Consider the following 16,547-nt stretch of genomic DNA (forward strand, 5'->3'; position numbering starts at 1 on the left):
CTTTGCGAAATTGATATGTGATGGTTAGCACCCCTATTCGCGTCGGTATCGACGGCTTCAACCTGGCCCTGCCGCGCGGCACGGGTGTCGCGACCTATGCCCGCACGCTCAGCCGCTGCCTCACGGGTATGGGGCATAAGGTCGATGTTCTGTACGGCATGAACATCACGCACCGTATGTCGACCGACTTGCGAGAGGTCATCTTCTTCGACTCGCTGGGCCAGGAGGTCCCAACCACGCGCACCAAGCTCTTCTCGTCTCGGTGGTGGCGGGAACGCCGGGGCGATCTGGCCGGCTATGACGCCGTGCCGATTCCGCTTTCCGGTCGGGTCGACGCGCGCGGCTTTACTGCGCGCATGCCGGCCCATGACCGCTTGCTTAACGTTCCCGAATTGTTCCACAGGGCTGCGCTACATTACCGGTACGCGCGCCGCTTCACGACGGTACGAATACCGGATCCGCCGGCCATCATGCATTGGACCTATCCGCTGCCCATTCGTGTCGCAGGCGCGCTCAATATCTACACGATGCATGATCTGGTTCCCTTGCGCCTGCCCCATACGACTCTCGACAACAAGAGCTATTACTTCCGGCTCATCAAAGATCTCTGTATCCAGGCGGACGGCATCTGCACCGTATCGGAGGCATCCAAATCCGATATTATCGATTTCTTCCCGCAGGCTGCGCCGAAAATTCACAATACCTACCAATCGATCGCCCCGGACCATAAGATCCTCGAAAAGGCCGAAACCGAGATCGCTCGGGAAATCCACGGTGCGTTCGGCCTGGAGATGGACTCCTATTTCCTCTTCTTCGGTTCGTTCGAGCCGAAGAAGAATATCGGCCGTATCATTGAAGGCTTCCTTGAATGCAAAAGCAGCCGCCGCCTGGTTCTAGTCGGGGCCATGGCATGGAAATCGGAGCAGGAACTGCGCTTTCTGGAACGCGGCATCCAGTTGGGCCGTATCGTCAAGATCGACTATCTGCCCGAAAGCCTGCTGGGCGCGCTGATCCGCGGCGCGCGGGCCGTCCTGTTTCCTTCCCTCAGCGAGGGATTCGGCCTGCCCGTCCTGGAAGCGATGGCTTTCGGCACAGCGGTCCTGACCTCGCGCGAAGGGGCGCCGCGCGAAGTCGCAGGCGAGGACGCGCTTCTGGTCGATCCGTACGATACGGCCGCCATAACCGACGGAATCGACCGGCTGGATCGCAACGATGCGCTGCGCACCAGGCTGGCGGCGGCCGGACCAAGCCGCGCGGCCCTATACGATATGGGCCACTATGCGCGCCGGCTGGGAACGATGTATGACACCGTCCTGAAGGCGGCCAAGCGGTGACTTTCCTCCCTGGAACCAAGCGGTTAGAAACAAACGCGATGAAACCCGATCGCCCCCCCGCCAAGGCCGTACGGCTGGCAACGTTGACCTGCGCCCTTGCCCTGCTGACTGGCTGCAGCGCCATGCCGTCCAGCGGCCCGGTCGAATCCGACATCCTGAACGATGCGAAATCGCCGGCGACCAATACGCTGGGCTATCGCATCGTCAACGTGACGCCATCGGTGATCGACGCGCTGGCCACGGACCAGCCCCCGCCGCTGAACACGCTGATCGAAACCGCCACGGCGGCGGATGCGGCCGAACGCATCGGTCCTGGGGATACGTTGCAGGTCTCGATCTTCGAACTGGGCAGCAGCCTGTTCGGCGGCGTCGGCGGAGGCACCGGTTCGGGGGCCGCCACGCAGAGCACCGGCAGCCAGTCCATGGGCAGCGTCGGGCCCCTGCCCGCCGTCAGCGCCGACAATCTGCCGCCGATCGTCGTTGACGCCACCGGTACCGTCGACATTCCATATGTCGGCCGTCTGCAAGCCGCGGGCCGCACGCCCGCGCAACTGGCCACAGCGATCCGGGGCGGGTTGCATGGCCTGTCGCAGAACCCCCAGGTCCTGGTCCGCATCGCGAATGATATCGCAAACCAAGTAGTCGTGGGCGGGGAAGTCCGCAAACCCGGCCGCCAGGAATTGACCCTGGCCCACGAACATCTGCTGGACATGATCGCCATCGCGGGCGGCGAGGCCCGCCTGCCGCAGGATCTGCAGGTTTACCTGACCCGTCACGAACGGACAGGCTCGGTCGCCCTGACGACGCTGGAAAACGACCCGCAACAGAATGTGGCCCTCGTGCCCGGCGATCGCATTCAGGTCACGTATCAGCCGAAGACCTATTCGGTATTCGGTGCGACATCGAAGGTTTCGGTCGTCCCCTTCCCAATTTCGCAGCTCAGCCTCGCCGAAGCGGTCGCGGGGACGGGCGGTCCATCGGACGATCGCGCGGACCCGAACGCCGTGTTCCTGTTCCGGTATGAAAAGCCGGAAGTCGCCACACGCCTGGGCCTGCCCGTGCGCCCGGGCGCGGCGGTCGCCCCTGTGCTCTACCAACTGGATATGATGAAGCCGACAAGCTATTTCATCGCCCAGCATTTCGCGATGCACGACAAGGATCTGATCTTTATCGCCAATGCAAAGCTTAATAAATTCTACAAGTTCTTCAATCTGTTAAGCACACTGGTTAGCCCGACCATGTCTGCGGCTTATCTCGCGAAATAGAAATATTCATTATTATTTGAATTACGTCGCGATCAGGCGATTCTGCCTGATCGCTTGACGACGCCCGGCAAAATAACAATTTGAAACACTTCCGCTGAATCGATGTTCAGTGGCGCCGTAACGTCAAATGGCCCTCAATGTTACAAATTATTGCATTTCCTCTGGGGGGTTTAAAATTGGGATAAATACTTCTTTGAATAATAAAGTGATTTTAATTTTTTAACACTCAAATCAAAAAATAATTACTTATTTTATTACTCCACGTGAGCACATACAAATTATTATTAATGAACATTCCACAAATTACTTCAATAAATCTTGTTGTTGCCTGACCGGATAAAATATGTGACAAATTTATTAAGATTTTGAGACATCCACATACGGAACGGATTAAGGAGTTATGAGAACGATCATCACATATGGAACATTCGACCTGTTTCATGTGGGTCACATTCGCCTGCTTCGCCGCGCCCGCGCTCTTGGTGATCGTCTTTTTGTCGGCATCTCGACCGATGAATTCAATGCCCAGAAAAATAAGCGCTCGATAAATGATTTCATGGCGCGCTGCGAAATAGTTTCGGCGTGTCGCTTTGTTGACGGCGTATTCGCGGAAGAACATTGGGATCAAAAATTATCGGACATTACCAGATTGTCGGCAGATATATTTGCAATGGGCGACGATTGGACAGGCCGCTTTGATGATCTTTCACGATATTGCTCAGTCGTGTACCTGCCGCGAACTGAGGGAGTTTCGACTACACAGATTCGAAATATTATCTCACAGAATTCTTTAATGGCCACCGAACCATGCCGTCCCCTAGATATGTATTGTGATTAGGCGAAAAAACCGCAAAATATTCCAGATACATATTTTTAGACATCATTTATATGATACCACAAAATCATACAAATATATCCTGTAAAAGAAAAATTTTACAATAGACATCGAGGTAAAGGCCTGTGAGCAAGCAACATGCGGAAATCTGCTTTGTCGCTTTCGAGGAAAAAGACTTGATGAGTCTTCTTCCGATTTATAATTCCGTCCGCATTCATCGGCCTGACGCGCGATTGTTCACCATAGGATTTGATCGCGGATACGCCGACAGTGCGCTTTCGTTTCTGTTCGGCGCGACGTTTCCAATAATCATCGCGGCTTCGCCTGGATCCGTAACAAATTGGCTAGAGATCATTCGCCCCAGATGGAGTTATCACCTCATCGGTATCGAACATGGAGTATCGCCATTCAAAAAATTTACCTATAGCGATGCTTTTCTTTGTTACGATGATTATTTCGCGCCCAGCATCCTATGGAAAGAACGATTGGAACGCCTGTATCCATCGAGAAGCACGCGTTTTCACCTGGGTGGGTATCCCAAAGCGAATCAATTCATTTGCCTCGTTCCCGACGAAGCGCGAAAAGACATTCTACCGCCGATACCGTATGACGTAGTCGTATTTTCATGGGGCCTCAAAGAAGAGGCTCTCTTTTCTCTTCCAGACAGGGATAATGTCATATATCTGCTTCATCCTGCTCAGGTCGAATTTTCACGGCCTTATCCTTTTAAAAGGTCTCGCGTCATAATATCGTCTCTCGAAAATACTACATCCATACTCTCCAATGCCGACAGGGTATTTGGAGACATATCTTCTATGACTTTCGAGATTTCTCAGTCAAAAAAGACTTATCTTATAATAGATAGATCACTTTATATCGAAGACTACGACATAGACGACAGTATAATGGATCCCGCATCAGATAGATTTGCATATGTACCCGAAACCGATTTTAAAATTGATTCGACTTTCATCCTGGACAAGACACTTCTGATTGCTGCCCTTCACGGAGATCCTCTGATAAACACCCGCCCACTCAATGATAATTTTCTGATCGAGACCATAATTTGCCCGATGCAAGAAGACCTTTGCACAAAGGGAATTCTGTCAATAGCGGAGGGGCGGGAGCGGATAATGGCCGAGGAAAAAGCACCCCATCATCAAGAAGCCGCGATCGAATTTATACAACACGCATATCGTCTGATTCTGGGCCGAGAGCCGGACCTGGACGGTCTTCGTCATTATTTAACCAAACTCAATACGTCTTCGTCATCAGCACTTTCTGGCGGGCTGGAAATTCTCTTGGAACTCGCTCAAAGTGACGAAGCTATGCAGCGGCCAGTTACGTTTCGCGATGCATGGCCGAAACTGATGATTGGTACCGATCCCCGCTATGAGACTCGATAACGAGTCGTTCGTGGAATGGACAATTGACGCAATGACATTGATAAGATGGTCGATTTTCGTTACTTCGATTCGAATCTTGGAACGGCTCGCATCAAGAGATCAAATAACTCGAAAATCAGCAACAGCTTCAGTTACTCCAGTGCATCGCCCTTGAAGAGCCTTGGGCGGGCTTCTTGCTCACCCGCTATGATACATGACCTTCTCAGCCTACCGTCATCCAGTTTTTCGCTATTGCTTCTACCAATCCGAAATATCCAACATCAAACCCAATGCCGTATGCGGTTCTTTGCAAAGGCGTCGGCATGTTCAAGCTTGTTATTCGTCACTGCTTCAAGGAAATCCAGCCTGTCACGGTGATCATGTTTGTTAGAAACACAGAAACCCAAGACGAAAACACCAGCGGAATAGCGCTTAGGGCTCCCTCCGTGATCCATTACGATAATCTCGGAATCAAGGGAGCAAATTTCAAAGCATGCGCAGCGTTTCGAATCAACATCAACGTCGAACACAGCCCACATTGCCTGTCCCGGTTTCAACATACCAGAGAAAACAATATCCGTTTCTGTATAGATTGAAAAAAAAGACTCCTTTGAATCCAACCCTCGTACATGCAGAAAGACTCGTGCAACCGGAAACGCAAGGTTTGGAACACAGAGTTCGGCAAGACCAGGTTTAATGCGGCAGCCTCTTGGATCGGGCCACAGCCATCCATTACCGACACGATACATTTCGCCACTAGCGATTCCATGCCAGATACTGCGATCACGATGCAGATTGACTGGGACATAACATCCCTCAAGCGCTTTAGGAAACCGATCATAAAGCGACTTCTTACCAGCCTGCACGCTATCAGAAAAAGTGACGATTTCGCCCATCATTTTCTGCCAAGTCGTCACGTTGTAGTACTTCGCGATCCGTTGTTCCAAATGGGTCCTAAACGCCGCATCGACAAGTAACTTCTCCGCTTTTTCAATGAAATCTGTGATATTACCGCTTTCAAACACCACGCCATACCCGGCCGCCGCCTCTACCAGAGAAGAATTATCAGCAACCAACGGTACCCGTCCATAAGAAAGAGATTCCGTAATCGGCAACCCCCAACCCTCGTAATGGCTTGGATAAACAGTAAAAAGACTCAAACTGTAAAGACTCTTGAGCTCGAGATCGCTCGCCCGGTTAATAAAGACGATCTTGCTACTGAGCGACGGGTCATCCGCGATCACGGACATCGCTCGGTCGTTCAACCAACCGAGTTTACCGACACAGACAAGTGGTGGAACGGCGGCGGCACCATTCTTCTTTACGAGAGCCTGCCAGACTAGAAACGCGGCTTCGTGGTTCTTACGCGCCTCAATCGTCGAAACGAATAAAACATAACTGCGAGCCCGCAGACCCCACTTTTCGATGAGCGCGGCATGCGGGAGCGTGCCCTCTGCATCATCACTGGAGAAGCTAGCGTTGAGCGGTATCGTTGCAACATCTCGCTCGATCAGCGGATGACCCATGACATGAGCCACATAGGCCAAATCACGCGTCGTCGAAGCCGAGTTAGTTATGAATGCATCGGCGTGAAAAAATACCCCTACAAGCCACGTATTATAGTCTATAGTGACTCCATCTACGCAATATTGGGGTTTGATCGCCGGTATGAGATCATGAACATATGAAATAAAAGTGATATTGCGTTCTCGTTTAAGATTGCGAATCGCAAGAAAATAATTATACATCCACCACGATGTGCCCAGGTTTATTACGATCGCACCGTACGGCGGCAGATAAGGTCGCGAGAAAGGAATACTCCCAAAAAATTCGTCTCGCGCCGCCACCCAGGCCTCATGATCATCGCTTTTGCACAATGTTGCCAGCAACATGAACGTTGAATGGTCGAGATAAATAAAATGCTCTATGCCATCAATAAAGAAGAAAATCTCAGTACGATTGGCGAAATTCGTAACAGCTTCCGCTATAACCTCGATCTGGACGCGCTGAATACCTGTCGGGAATTTATTGTGTCGAAAATGCGCAATTAAATCACTAACGTCAAAACTGAGCACGGTCTCAGTTGAAGTAAGCTGGGCATTTGTCTCTCTGTTCTGAAAATGGGTAACAGTCGCTCTAGACGTCTTACTCTGCTGCAAGAACACACCAAGCGACGGACGCACAGCAGCGATTTCATGCTCCACGTGAACCGACACGTCATTAAACCAAAAAGCAGATTTGTAAGCCTCGATCGCGTTTTCGAAATCACCATCATGGGCTAGCCAGCGACCAAGATGCAAGTAGCATTCGCCTTTTGAGGGATCAAGTGCAAGAGCGGTCCGGTACGCCGTAAGCCCATGCCTGCGATCGCCGATTTCATTGAGCGCGTGCCCGAGTTGAATCCAGACATGCGCGAGTGACCCATCGATTGCTACTGCATCCCTAAAATGCCGAGCCGCGGTACCCCAGTCGCCCGCATCCCGTGCGGCATTGCCCTGCTTCATTTTCTGATGAAGGGCTTTAGAGACCCAGACACCGCCCGACTTATAGAATTTCTGCGTCCGGAATCGTGTAATAGCACTCACGACCAATCTCATTTTTGGCCAATCTCGCGCCGATTCAACATCCATGTGTCCTCCGACATGTGTCCTCCGATAACGTTTCGATGGAGCTCATTTGACACAGAGTAAATTTTTTACCTTTTTGTATTTTAACGTATCGAAAAGGTTTGCTTCAATGAAGTCCGTGCGCGCATTCGCATTGTCTTTATCAAAGACGTATACGCCGCAAACACCGACCGAAATAGCGCGAGAATGGCGCGTTACCGGATCAGTCGTAGTTTCAATTTCACTCGAATAAATGTAAATTTCTAGTGGCTTCCCCGCGATATCTTCATCAAAATCTAAGAAACACCAAGCCACCTCATCAGGATTAAGGCGAAGCGTGACAGACGACCCCGCTATATTGGCTGAAACCGTCACTTCACATTGGGAAGATGGAATTCCTTTGAGCTGAACCGAAATCCGGTCGCATGGCTGCGCGGTGGTAAAGGCAAGCCTCGCCCCGGTGCCACGTGTCCAGCTACCGAAATCCTCAAGACGGTGCCAACCCGAACCTGCACGCAGCACCTCCGCCGAAGTGAGTTCGCTCGAAATCTGTAATTTCCTATTGCGATTGAATGCGTAGTAAGCTGGCTCGAGCACGGGCTCAATCTTTTTGGTCTTCTCAGCGCCCTTTTGAACAGATTCGGCAAACGCCAGAACTTCTTGGCCGATCGTTTTCCATGTACGAGATTGGAAATTTTCCGCAATGCGCTGTTCCAGCGCAGCTAATCGTCTTTTGTCCTTGAGCAGAGAGAGAAGTTTTTCCTCAAAATCATGGTTCGATCCTGTGCGATAAGTGACAGTCAATCCTTGCCCAGCTTCCGGCAAAGAGGAATTATCCGCCGTAACGCAAACCTTGCCATAGCCAAGCGACTCCGTAATCGGCAGCCCCCAGCCTTCATAATAACTTGGATAGATCGTAAATAGGCAGGATGAATAAAGTGCCTCAAGCTCCTCATCGCTAACACTCTCAATATAGGTAATATATTTTTCAGCCTCGATAAACGCATTTAACTTATCTAAGAAAAAATGACTTTCGAAGCCGCGCTTTCCGACAATTACAAGCTTAGGAATCTTTAGATAAGGATTGTTACGAATCAGGTTCTGCCAGACATCGAGCGCTCCGGCTTGATTTTTGCGGGCTTCGACCGTCGAGACGAAGAAAACGAATTTTCTGGGCTCAATCCCCGCTCGCCTGAAAAGACTCGCGGCCGCCGTCATAGACACAGGTGCAACCCGCTTTTCGGCAGCCAGATGCACGACACACACGTCAGCCGACGAGATACCACCGTTCAACTCCGCCGCAAGAGCGAGGAAATCTTTCTTGCTAGATTCCGAAACGGCAAAATATCGGTCCGCATGTTGCACAACGCCCATAAACCAATCAATGAATTCATGGACAAGTTCATGTGCGCAAAAGCGTGGCGTTACAGCGGGAATCACATCGTGGATGAACGGAATGTAATAGATATCGCTCTTTTTTTTCGCTTCCCGAATATGCATGAAATAATTAGGAAGCCACCAAGAGGTACCGATGTTGATCAAGACAGACCGCATCGGAAAAGCATCAATTTTTGCCGCCACTGCTTCTTGACGCAGCACTGATACCTCACGACGCCATGCTATATCCCGCGCGTCGGAACCGGTCAAACTGAGCGTGCACACCTGCATAAAGCGATCAGGATCTACCGAAAACCAGCCATTCTCCTCCTCCAGAAAGCGGCAAAGCCCAATTCCTGCTCTCTCGTCACCCGAGAGAAGTGACAGGATAACGCTGATCTGGACCCGCTGGATCCCCGTAGGAGTCCGGTTGTCAGGAAAGTAGCCAAGGAGATCAGATACATCGAACCAAACTGTTCTTTGAAACTCTTTCATGTCACTAGCCAATATGTCGCCTCGCGCTCATTTAACCTAAAAGAGAACGGCCTAAAAGAGAGGATATGTGATAACGCCCAAGATAAGCCCGTGTCATTTTCGCCCTTCTCACGCTACCGGAAGGACGCTGCAACACTATCTTGATGTCCCCTCGCCTGCCGCTCCTCCCCAGGCCGGGATGAAATGTACCTTTCTTTTCGCGTCACGTAGAACCAGACACCCGCTTGCGCCCGGCAACGAGCCGCATTGGGAAGTGTCGGCGGTCCAGATCAGCGGTAAGTCGACACGTCTAGCAAGGAACGTCGCCGCATCATCAGACAGAACATGCTCCTTCCCATGCATGGGGCCATTGTAATTGCCTTCAAAATCATCGCCAATCAGCATGATTTCAGATGCTGAGGACAACGCGTTGAAACCATAACCACCAGTTCCACCTCGTCCGTTCTGGCGGAATTGCGTGCCCGAATAAGTCTGTCGCATCATAGAGACATCATGCACGCCATCTCCCCTAGCATTGAAGATCGTCCCGCCCGAAAAAACAAGATGACCCCGCACCGCCTTGTCGAGCTGGAGATTAGAGGTGGCCGAGGACGCGATCCAACTGCCTGCAAATGAAATATAGAGGTCGCCTGCATTACCCTGCGTGTCGTTAACCTCAACACCTGCGCCTGACGCGGAACTGTCAATGAAGCAACCCGAGGCAAAGAATAGTTCGCGGTTTGTTACCCTAACGAGGGCGTTATCTATCAAAACATTTGTGCCGTTACCAATGATGTCCGTGCCGGGCCCACAGACGAACCCACCCAATCCACCACCGATATGCACACCAATTCTCGGTACAATACGGGAATCAGTAGGCCCGATCTTCCAACCCAACAGCGAAAAATCCGCCGAGCCGAGCCTTCCTCCATTAATACGGAAAGCGTCATTCTGACCGACGGCATAGCTTTGCCCCCAAGTCGCAATAAAATCCACCTCATCGAACCACACACCGTTCCAAAGTTTTCCATTGCCCTCCTGGCCATCAAGAACGATGTTTCCGACAGCCGAGCGCACCATCCCCCGCACATGCAATGCGGTTCCCGCACTCATCCTTGTATTCGACGCTATGCGGAAGTCGTGTAACGACCAGTTCTTCTGCGGGCTGACCCCATCTCCGATCGTCAAAAGATCAATCTGCGAGTCATGACCCATATAGAGAAAAGTCGTTGCATACGGCCCCGCTCCGTGCAGATCGACATGATTAGCCTGCACCCCACCCGGATTGGCTAGCGGAGCAGTAAACACACACACGCCTGCTGGCGCCTCGAGTTCGACATCCGCCGGCATCCCAGCCGCATTCGCCAGCCATTTGTTGATCGCTTTTGTATCGTCCGTCACTCCATCACATTTCGCACCATAAGACAGGAGCGAAATCTGACGATTCACGTTCAAGCCTGTCGCGGTACCGCCATTGATCATCGGTGCCGTAAGACGGCTGTGCGCTAGCACTTGACCAAGGCCCTCCTTGTCAGACATTGTCCCCTGCTGTGCATAAGCCGAGGTAATCAGCATACCGCCCAATAGTCCCAAAATGGAAAATCTGAGTGCCACTGAAAGTCTCCAGGAACACAGGCGGTCCCATTTGATCGTCCAGGTTGAGAGATAGTTACTGGCTTTCTAACTCATAGGGGAAGGCGGTAACAATCTTATTCCGTCAGTGGCATATGGTCGAGAACCGAGTATGGACGAAGCCATCCTTATCCCGACGAGATTTCTAAAAAAATCAGGACGATTCAGTTTTTTTGAGCGGACATTGTAGAATGGAGGCACATCCTGGTGAACGACGATCTTTCTATCAAAGGCGCCTCCTCCTCCACGCGGCCACCCCGGGCGTCCGGCGCAGGGCGCCGCGCACGGTCCCTTCACAAAAACCATGGCCCGATCCTCGCGCTTCTCGACAAACTTACGGGAGACGATGGCGAAGCGACGCTCGGCAGACTGATGCAGCAACCCGAATGCATCGATTCCCTGGCTGCTGAAATTGCCTCCGGCGCCTCCATTGAAAGAATTCGCAAGCGCGCCCTCACTCTCGACACGATGATTTCCGAATTGGTGGAAGCCGATTTCGCTTATGTCGGGCTGCCGAAAGAAGCACGCGACTGCGATTTTCGGACTGGCTTCGAGACCTATCTCCGTCCTGTTCTTGGCAAACGTGCGCAAGGCTTCGCGGCAATCTTTGAGAGATTGGACAGGCATACTCGCCCGTTCATCGTTGAAACTGGCAGTCTCCGCATCCCTGACAACTGGGAAGGGGACGGACAGAGCACATTTCAATTCGACTGGTATGCCCGCACACGCCATGGCTCCGTCTTCACGATAGATATCAACCCGGCCAGTATCGACAGCGCTCGCAGGGCGTGTAGCGGCACCACCAGCACGATACTCAATGATTCCGTCGCGGCACTCCATGCCCTTGGTTCGGTCGCCGGCCGGCCGGCGGCGCTGATCTATCTCGATTCATTCGATCTCGACCTTGAAAATCCGGTACCAAGCGCAGTGCATCATGCGATGGAGGTCATGGCGGCCCGGCGCCTGATCGGTGAAGGGACTATCATCTGCGTAGATGATTTCGACGTACCTCCCCTCGGTCAAGGGGGCAAGGGGCTGATCGTAGACCAATTCATGTCCTCCATCGGAGCCGAAGTGGTATATTCGGGATATCAGAAAGTATGGCAATTGTCCGGATAACAACCATAACGAACTCTCCGGTCTGCGGCGCAAGATTTTTTCATTTCCATGCCGGGATCAGAAGTGGCCTTTCCTCTTGGCCTAAAAATGCCGACTTAACTGCGACTTTTTGAAAGATATCCCGCCTTATGAAAATAGCCGAGTGGATGAAGCAATCCGGCGTCGCCTTTGGGACCAGTGGCGCTCGCGGTCTTGTTGCTGCCATGACAGATGCCGTGTGCTTTGCCTATACACAGGGATATCTGCGCCATCTTGCGGCACTTGGTGAATTTTCGCCCGGCACCCCGGTTGCGGTTGCGGGAGATCTGCGTCCCAGTACGCCACGTATCGTGCGGGCTTGCGTCGCCGCCATCCGCTATGCGGGGGGCAAGCCGATCTTCTGCGGTTTCGTCCCGACGCCCGCGCTGTGCCTGTATGCCTTCGCACGCGGATGGCCTTCGTTGATGGTCACCGGCAGCCATATCCCGGCAGATCGCAACGGCATCAAGTTCAACCGAACGCGCGGCGAATTCCTCAAATCCGATGAGGCCGCCATGCGTACCCAGGATGTCATGCTGCCCGACGGGTGGTTCGACGCGAACGGCGCATTGGTCGGGTCCGTCGATCTGCCCGCCATGACCGATGTCGTCCCTGATTACATAGCGCGCTATCGCGACTTTTTCGGCTCCGGTGCGCTGTCGGGCTTGACGTTAGGCGTCTATCAGCATTCCGCCGTTGGTCGCGACGTGTTAGTACAAATCGTCGAGGCCCTTGGCGGCGAGGCTGTTCCGCTGGGCCGGGCGGACGATTTCATCCCGGTCGATACCGAAGCCGTTCGTCCGGAAGATGGCATGCTGGCACGTGAATGGGCATGCGACGGCACGCTGGATGCCATCATGACCACGGATGGCGATTCCGATCGCCCCCTTCTGGCCGATCGCAATGGATATTGGCTCCGCGGCGATGTGCTCGGCATCCTTGCAGCACGTTTCCTTGGTGCGGCGGCTGTCACGACACCCGTCAGCAGCAATACGGCATTGGAAAAATCCGGCTTTGCCGTCAATGTCCGCCGCACCCGCATCGGCTCCCCCTTTGTCGTGGCGGCAATGGCCGACGCCGCCAAAGCCGGGCTGGTTCCTTCTATCGGTTACGAAGCCAATGGCGGCTTTCTACTGGCAACCGACATAAAGCAAGGCAATCAGATACTTCGCGCATTGCCGACACGCGACGCAGTACTGCCGATGCTTTGTGCCCTTATGGCCGCGCATCGGCACGGTCAGGATCTAGCCGCGCTCGTCAACACCCTTCCGCCGCGTTTTACGCTCAGCGACCGCCTTGTGGATATGCCAACCGCCCAAAGCCAGGCCGAAATCGAAAAGCTCAGCCGCCATCCGGCGCAGGGGGCAGCGGAACTGGGATTCGTTACCGTTTGTGGCGATCTTGCGCATACCGACGAAACGGATGGACTTCGCATGACTTTTGCAAGTGGCGAAATCATCCATTTGCGCCCGTCCGGCAATGCGCCGGAGCTACGCGTCTATGTCGAAGCCGATACTCCGGAACGTGCCGCGAAACTGTTAAAGGTAGGAATCCAGGCCGTCAGTATCTGGAAAAATCTCGCAAATTGATTTCTTGAAAAGATCGGGGTCAGCCCATGATAAGCTGGCCCCATTCTTATGCAACAGATTGATTTGACTATAGCGCCTCGTATCGCTCGACCGCATCAGCGACACTTGCGCACATGTTCAGATGGCGATCATGCAACAACGCCCCCGTATCGCAATGCTCCCGGATAAATCCCATGTCATGGGACACGATGATCAGCGACCGGTCAGACCGTTTTCCAAACAACTCGTCCTGACAACGTTGCAGAAAACGGGCATCCCCTACCATGATCACTTCATCGATCAGATAACAATCAAACTCGATGACAATCGAAAGCGCGAAGGCCAGGCGTGCACGCATGCCGGAAGAATAGGTCTTAACCGGTTCGGCCAGTTGTTTTCCCAACTGGGCGAAATCGTCGACGAAGGCACGGGTACTGACATAATCCAAGCCATATATCCGACAGATGAACCGCAGATTATCCAGCCCCGACAGGCTGCCCTGGAAAGCACCGCCGAACGCCAAGGGCCAAGATACGCTCATTGTTCGTTCGACACGGCCCGATGTCGCAATCTCAACACCGCCGATAATCTTGATCAGCGTCGATTTTCCCGCCCCGTTGCGCCCGACGATGCCGAGTTTGCGCCCTTTTTCGATCGTGAAATTGATGCGCTCCAACACCTGCCGCACGCCGCGATGAACGGGAAACGTCTTGCAGATGTCCACACATCGAACCATGGGGCGAGCGATATGCGCCATATCATTGAACCACGATATGGCGGCGCGCACGCAAGGTCAGGGACAAACCGATCAAAAGAAGAACGAACGTAATCCAGCTATCATAAAAAATATCGTAATGCGCATGGGCACTGTCACCGAACTGCCCTTCTCGAATCATCTCGATATTGTCAACGCTCGGTGACAGCAAAATGGCGCTCTGCCACCGAGGCGGCAACCAATCGACCATCATGAAGGCACCGGAGAAAGGAAGAGAAAGATAGGAAAAAATGTTAATACTTTTCTCAATCAGTTCAGACATTTCACTTAGGGCCGCGACGAGCAATGCCGTTGCAAGACTGAACAAACAATGGAAGCCCAATCCAAGATAGAGCATCCCGTAATTTTTTGGCGGTTCCATATAACCCAGAAACCATGCTCCCAGAAAAACCAGGAATCCCGCACCAAGCGCGCCCATGATTTCCAGAATTGTACGAGCCAATATGATATCAAGCGGCGTCACCTGCCGGTGGAACAGCAGGCTGCCATTCGATTGGAACGCAAAGACCGCCCGGCCAAGACAGTGCCGCCACATGGTCAGCGGTACATAACCCGTCAGGACGATCGCCGTCGTCGGCAGGTTATGTTCGTGCGAATTCCGTATCGCGGTCCAGGCGATCGCCACCCCCGCACAGAACAGGATCGGCTCTCCGATCACCCATAGAAAACCGATATTTTCTCGCCCATATCGCGTGTGCATCTCGCGAAACAGCAGGGCGCCGATCACCCGGCACTGAAGCATGAACAATCCGAGCAGCGACGACGATCGGCGATCATGCTGGGGCGAGGCCGAAACCTGATGCTGCGCCGCCATCACGTAATCTGGTGCTCGCGCGCGCCGCTGATCAGCAGCAGACCCATTGCATACACCCCTAATCCCGTCGCGAACACGATGAGTATATCCACAACCGAATGCGGATATTCCGGATAATCCGGCAGATCCGGCTTCGCGATTTCATCGAGATATAATTGCTGGCGGTCGGCCTGCGCCCTGGCAGTTTGCAGACTGACGGTCGCCGCCGCCAGTTCGCGTTCCGCGATCTCTCGCTGGACCGTCAGATCGTCATAGGCAGTGATCTTCGGCACCAGCGACGTATCGGGGCCGGTAATGCCCTTGTTGGCCCGCGCGATCTCGTCCTGCAGCGCCTCGACCCGATGCTGATACACCGGCAGCAGCGGGCTGTTCGGCGCCGTCCTGGTCACCTGTGCGATCTGCAACTTGGCCGCCACCAGCATGGCCTTGAGCTGATCGATGTCCTGCAACATGGGGACAGACTGCTTCAGCGGGTCCAGAAGTCCTTCCTTGTTGCGATAGGCCGCGAATGCCAGTTCGATACGCCGGATCTTGTCTTCCGCCTCGGTCACCTCTTTCTGGGACGACGCGATCATGTTTCGACGCTGCCGCTCGTTCATCTCATTCACCAAGCGTTCGCCGGCGTCGATCAGCGCACGGCCGATCCGCTGGGAATCCTGGGCCGAGAACGTGCGGACCGTAAGGTTCGAGATACCGGTTTCGGTGTCGAGTTCGGCAATCACATGATTCTGATAATATCTGAAAAAATGCTCGAACGTCCTGCCGCGGTAAAACGCGGGAAAACGTGCGATGAAATCCGCATCCGGACGGTCGAAGGCCGCGCGAAGGTTCTGCGTCTCGATCAACGTGCGCGCCGCGTCGCGCGACATCATGTAGGTCTGAACGGCGTACGTGTCCTCATTGCCGCCGCCACCACCTGACCCCACCTGCTGAAGCAGGCTGCCGAACATGCTCGGCGCCTGCACTCCCGGCCCCCGCACCACGAAATAGGCATGGGACACGTACTGAGGTGAGGCGATAAAGGCATAATAAACAGCCGCCAGGACCGTGGGCAGCACGACCACCAGATTGAGCCCGGGGCGCCTGCAAACCCAATCGGCCAGTTTGCCGACCGGTGATGCCTGACGTATCGCGCGTTGCGGTACCGCCTCACGCGCTGCAATATTGGCTTCGACCATACCCGCGTTCATGCCCCAAGCCCTTCCGAAAGGCAAACCATACCTCCAGTGCGGTCCGGGAGAAAAGGACGCGATCCGCTTGCCCTCACGTCGTTCATCCACCCCGGCCTTCATCTTCATGACATGAGTGCATGTGCCAGTGTCCAAATTATGAAATCCGGCCCGCC

General features: G+C 53.4%; 12 protein-coding genes. 6 read left to right on the forward strand and 6 right to left on the reverse strand.

Translation table 11 applies throughout. The features are described from left to right. Positions 1–20: 20 nt before the first annotated feature. From QN315_RS03055 to QN315_RS03070, 4 genes are all read left to right on the forward strand, one after another. On the forward strand, positions 21–1,334 hold the full coding sequence (locus QN315_RS03055; RefSeq protein ID WP_323993804.1) for a glycosyltransferase family 1 protein: 1,314 nt from the start codon (positions 21–23) through the stop codon (positions 1,332–1,334). Positions 1,335–1,555: 221 nt separating this feature from the next. Next, positions 1,556–2,599, forward strand: a complete 1,044-nt coding sequence (locus QN315_RS03060; RefSeq protein WP_323991446.1) for a polysaccharide biosynthesis/export family protein — start codon at positions 1,556–1,558, stop codon at positions 2,597–2,599. A 400-nt stretch (positions 2,600–2,999) separates the two neighbouring features. Beyond that, positions 3,000–3,437, forward strand: coding sequence for an adenylyltransferase/cytidyltransferase family protein (locus QN315_RS03065; RefSeq protein WP_176638630.1), 438 nt, complete (start codon positions 3,000–3,002; stop codon positions 3,435–3,437). A gap of 122 nt (positions 3,438–3,559) precedes the next feature. After that, the gene (locus tag QN315_RS03070) at positions 3,560–4,840 is read left to right on the forward strand and encodes a DUF4214 domain-containing protein (protein WP_323991447.1); all 1,281 of its coding nucleotides are present in this window, start codon (positions 3,560–3,562) and stop codon (positions 4,838–4,840) included. 260 nt (positions 4,841–5,100) lie between these two features. Here QN315_RS03070 and QN315_RS03075 read toward each other — a convergent pair whose 3' ends face one another. The 3 genes from QN315_RS03075 to QN315_RS03085 all read right to left on the reverse strand — a co-directional run bounded on the left by QN315_RS03075 (position 5,101) and on the right by QN315_RS03085 (position 10,890). Further along, complete coding sequence (locus tag QN315_RS03075; RefSeq protein ID WP_323991448.1) at positions 5,101–7,449, reverse strand: glycosyltransferase; 2,349 nt, start codon at positions 7,447–7,449, stop codon at positions 5,101–5,103. A gap of 42 nt (positions 7,450–7,491) precedes the next feature. Then, a complete protein-coding gene (locus QN315_RS03080; protein WP_323991449.1) occupies positions 7,492–9,297 on the reverse strand; it encodes a glycosyltransferase family 1 protein in 1,806 nt (601 codons plus the stop codon). 135 nt (positions 9,298–9,432) lie between these two features. Then, complete coding sequence (locus tag QN315_RS03085; RefSeq protein ID WP_176638634.1) at positions 9,433–10,890, reverse strand: hypothetical protein; 1,458 nt, start codon at positions 10,888–10,890, stop codon at positions 9,433–9,435. 225 nt (positions 10,891–11,115) lie between these two features. Here QN315_RS03085 and QN315_RS03090 point away from each other — a divergent pair, with 225 nt between their 5' ends. Together QN315_RS03090 and QN315_RS03095 are read left to right on the forward strand one after the other, a co-directional pair. Continuing rightward, the gene (locus QN315_RS03090) at positions 11,116–12,027 is read left to right on the forward strand and encodes a hypothetical protein (protein ID WP_218064136.1); all 912 of its coding nucleotides are present in this window, start codon (positions 11,116–11,118) and stop codon (positions 12,025–12,027) included. Between the two features lie 146 nt (positions 12,028–12,173). After that, entirely contained in the window at positions 12,174–13,634 is a 1,461-nt protein-coding gene (locus QN315_RS03095) for a phosphomannomutase (RefSeq protein ID WP_323993806.1), read from the forward strand. Between the two features lie 67 nt (positions 13,635–13,701). Here QN315_RS03095 and QN315_RS03100 read toward each other — a convergent pair whose 3' ends face one another. The 3 genes from QN315_RS03100 to QN315_RS03110 are packed head-to-tail and all read right to left on the reverse strand — an operon-like array spanning position 13,702 to position 16,500. Next, entirely contained in the window at positions 13,702–14,349 is a 648-nt protein-coding gene (locus QN315_RS03100; RefSeq protein ID WP_323993808.1) for an ABC transporter ATP-binding protein, read from the reverse strand. 22 nt (positions 14,350–14,371) lie between these two features. Continuing rightward, positions 14,372–15,202, reverse strand: coding sequence for an ABC transporter permease (locus QN315_RS03105; protein WP_323991450.1), 831 nt, complete (start codon positions 15,200–15,202; stop codon positions 14,372–14,374). Next, positions 15,202–16,500: a capsule biosynthesis protein gene (locus QN315_RS03110; RefSeq protein WP_323991451.1), complete on the reverse strand. Its 1,299-nt coding sequence runs from the start codon at positions 16,498–16,500 to the stop codon at positions 15,202–15,204. The genes QN315_RS03105 and QN315_RS03110 overlap by 1 nt, the downstream gene beginning before the upstream one ends. Positions 16,501–16,547: the final 47 nt, after the last annotated feature.

Source organism: Nguyenibacter sp. L1, from assembly GCF_035199985.1.
Lineage (GTDB): Bacteria > Pseudomonadota > Alphaproteobacteria > Acetobacterales > Acetobacteraceae > Gluconacetobacter > Gluconacetobacter vanlangensis.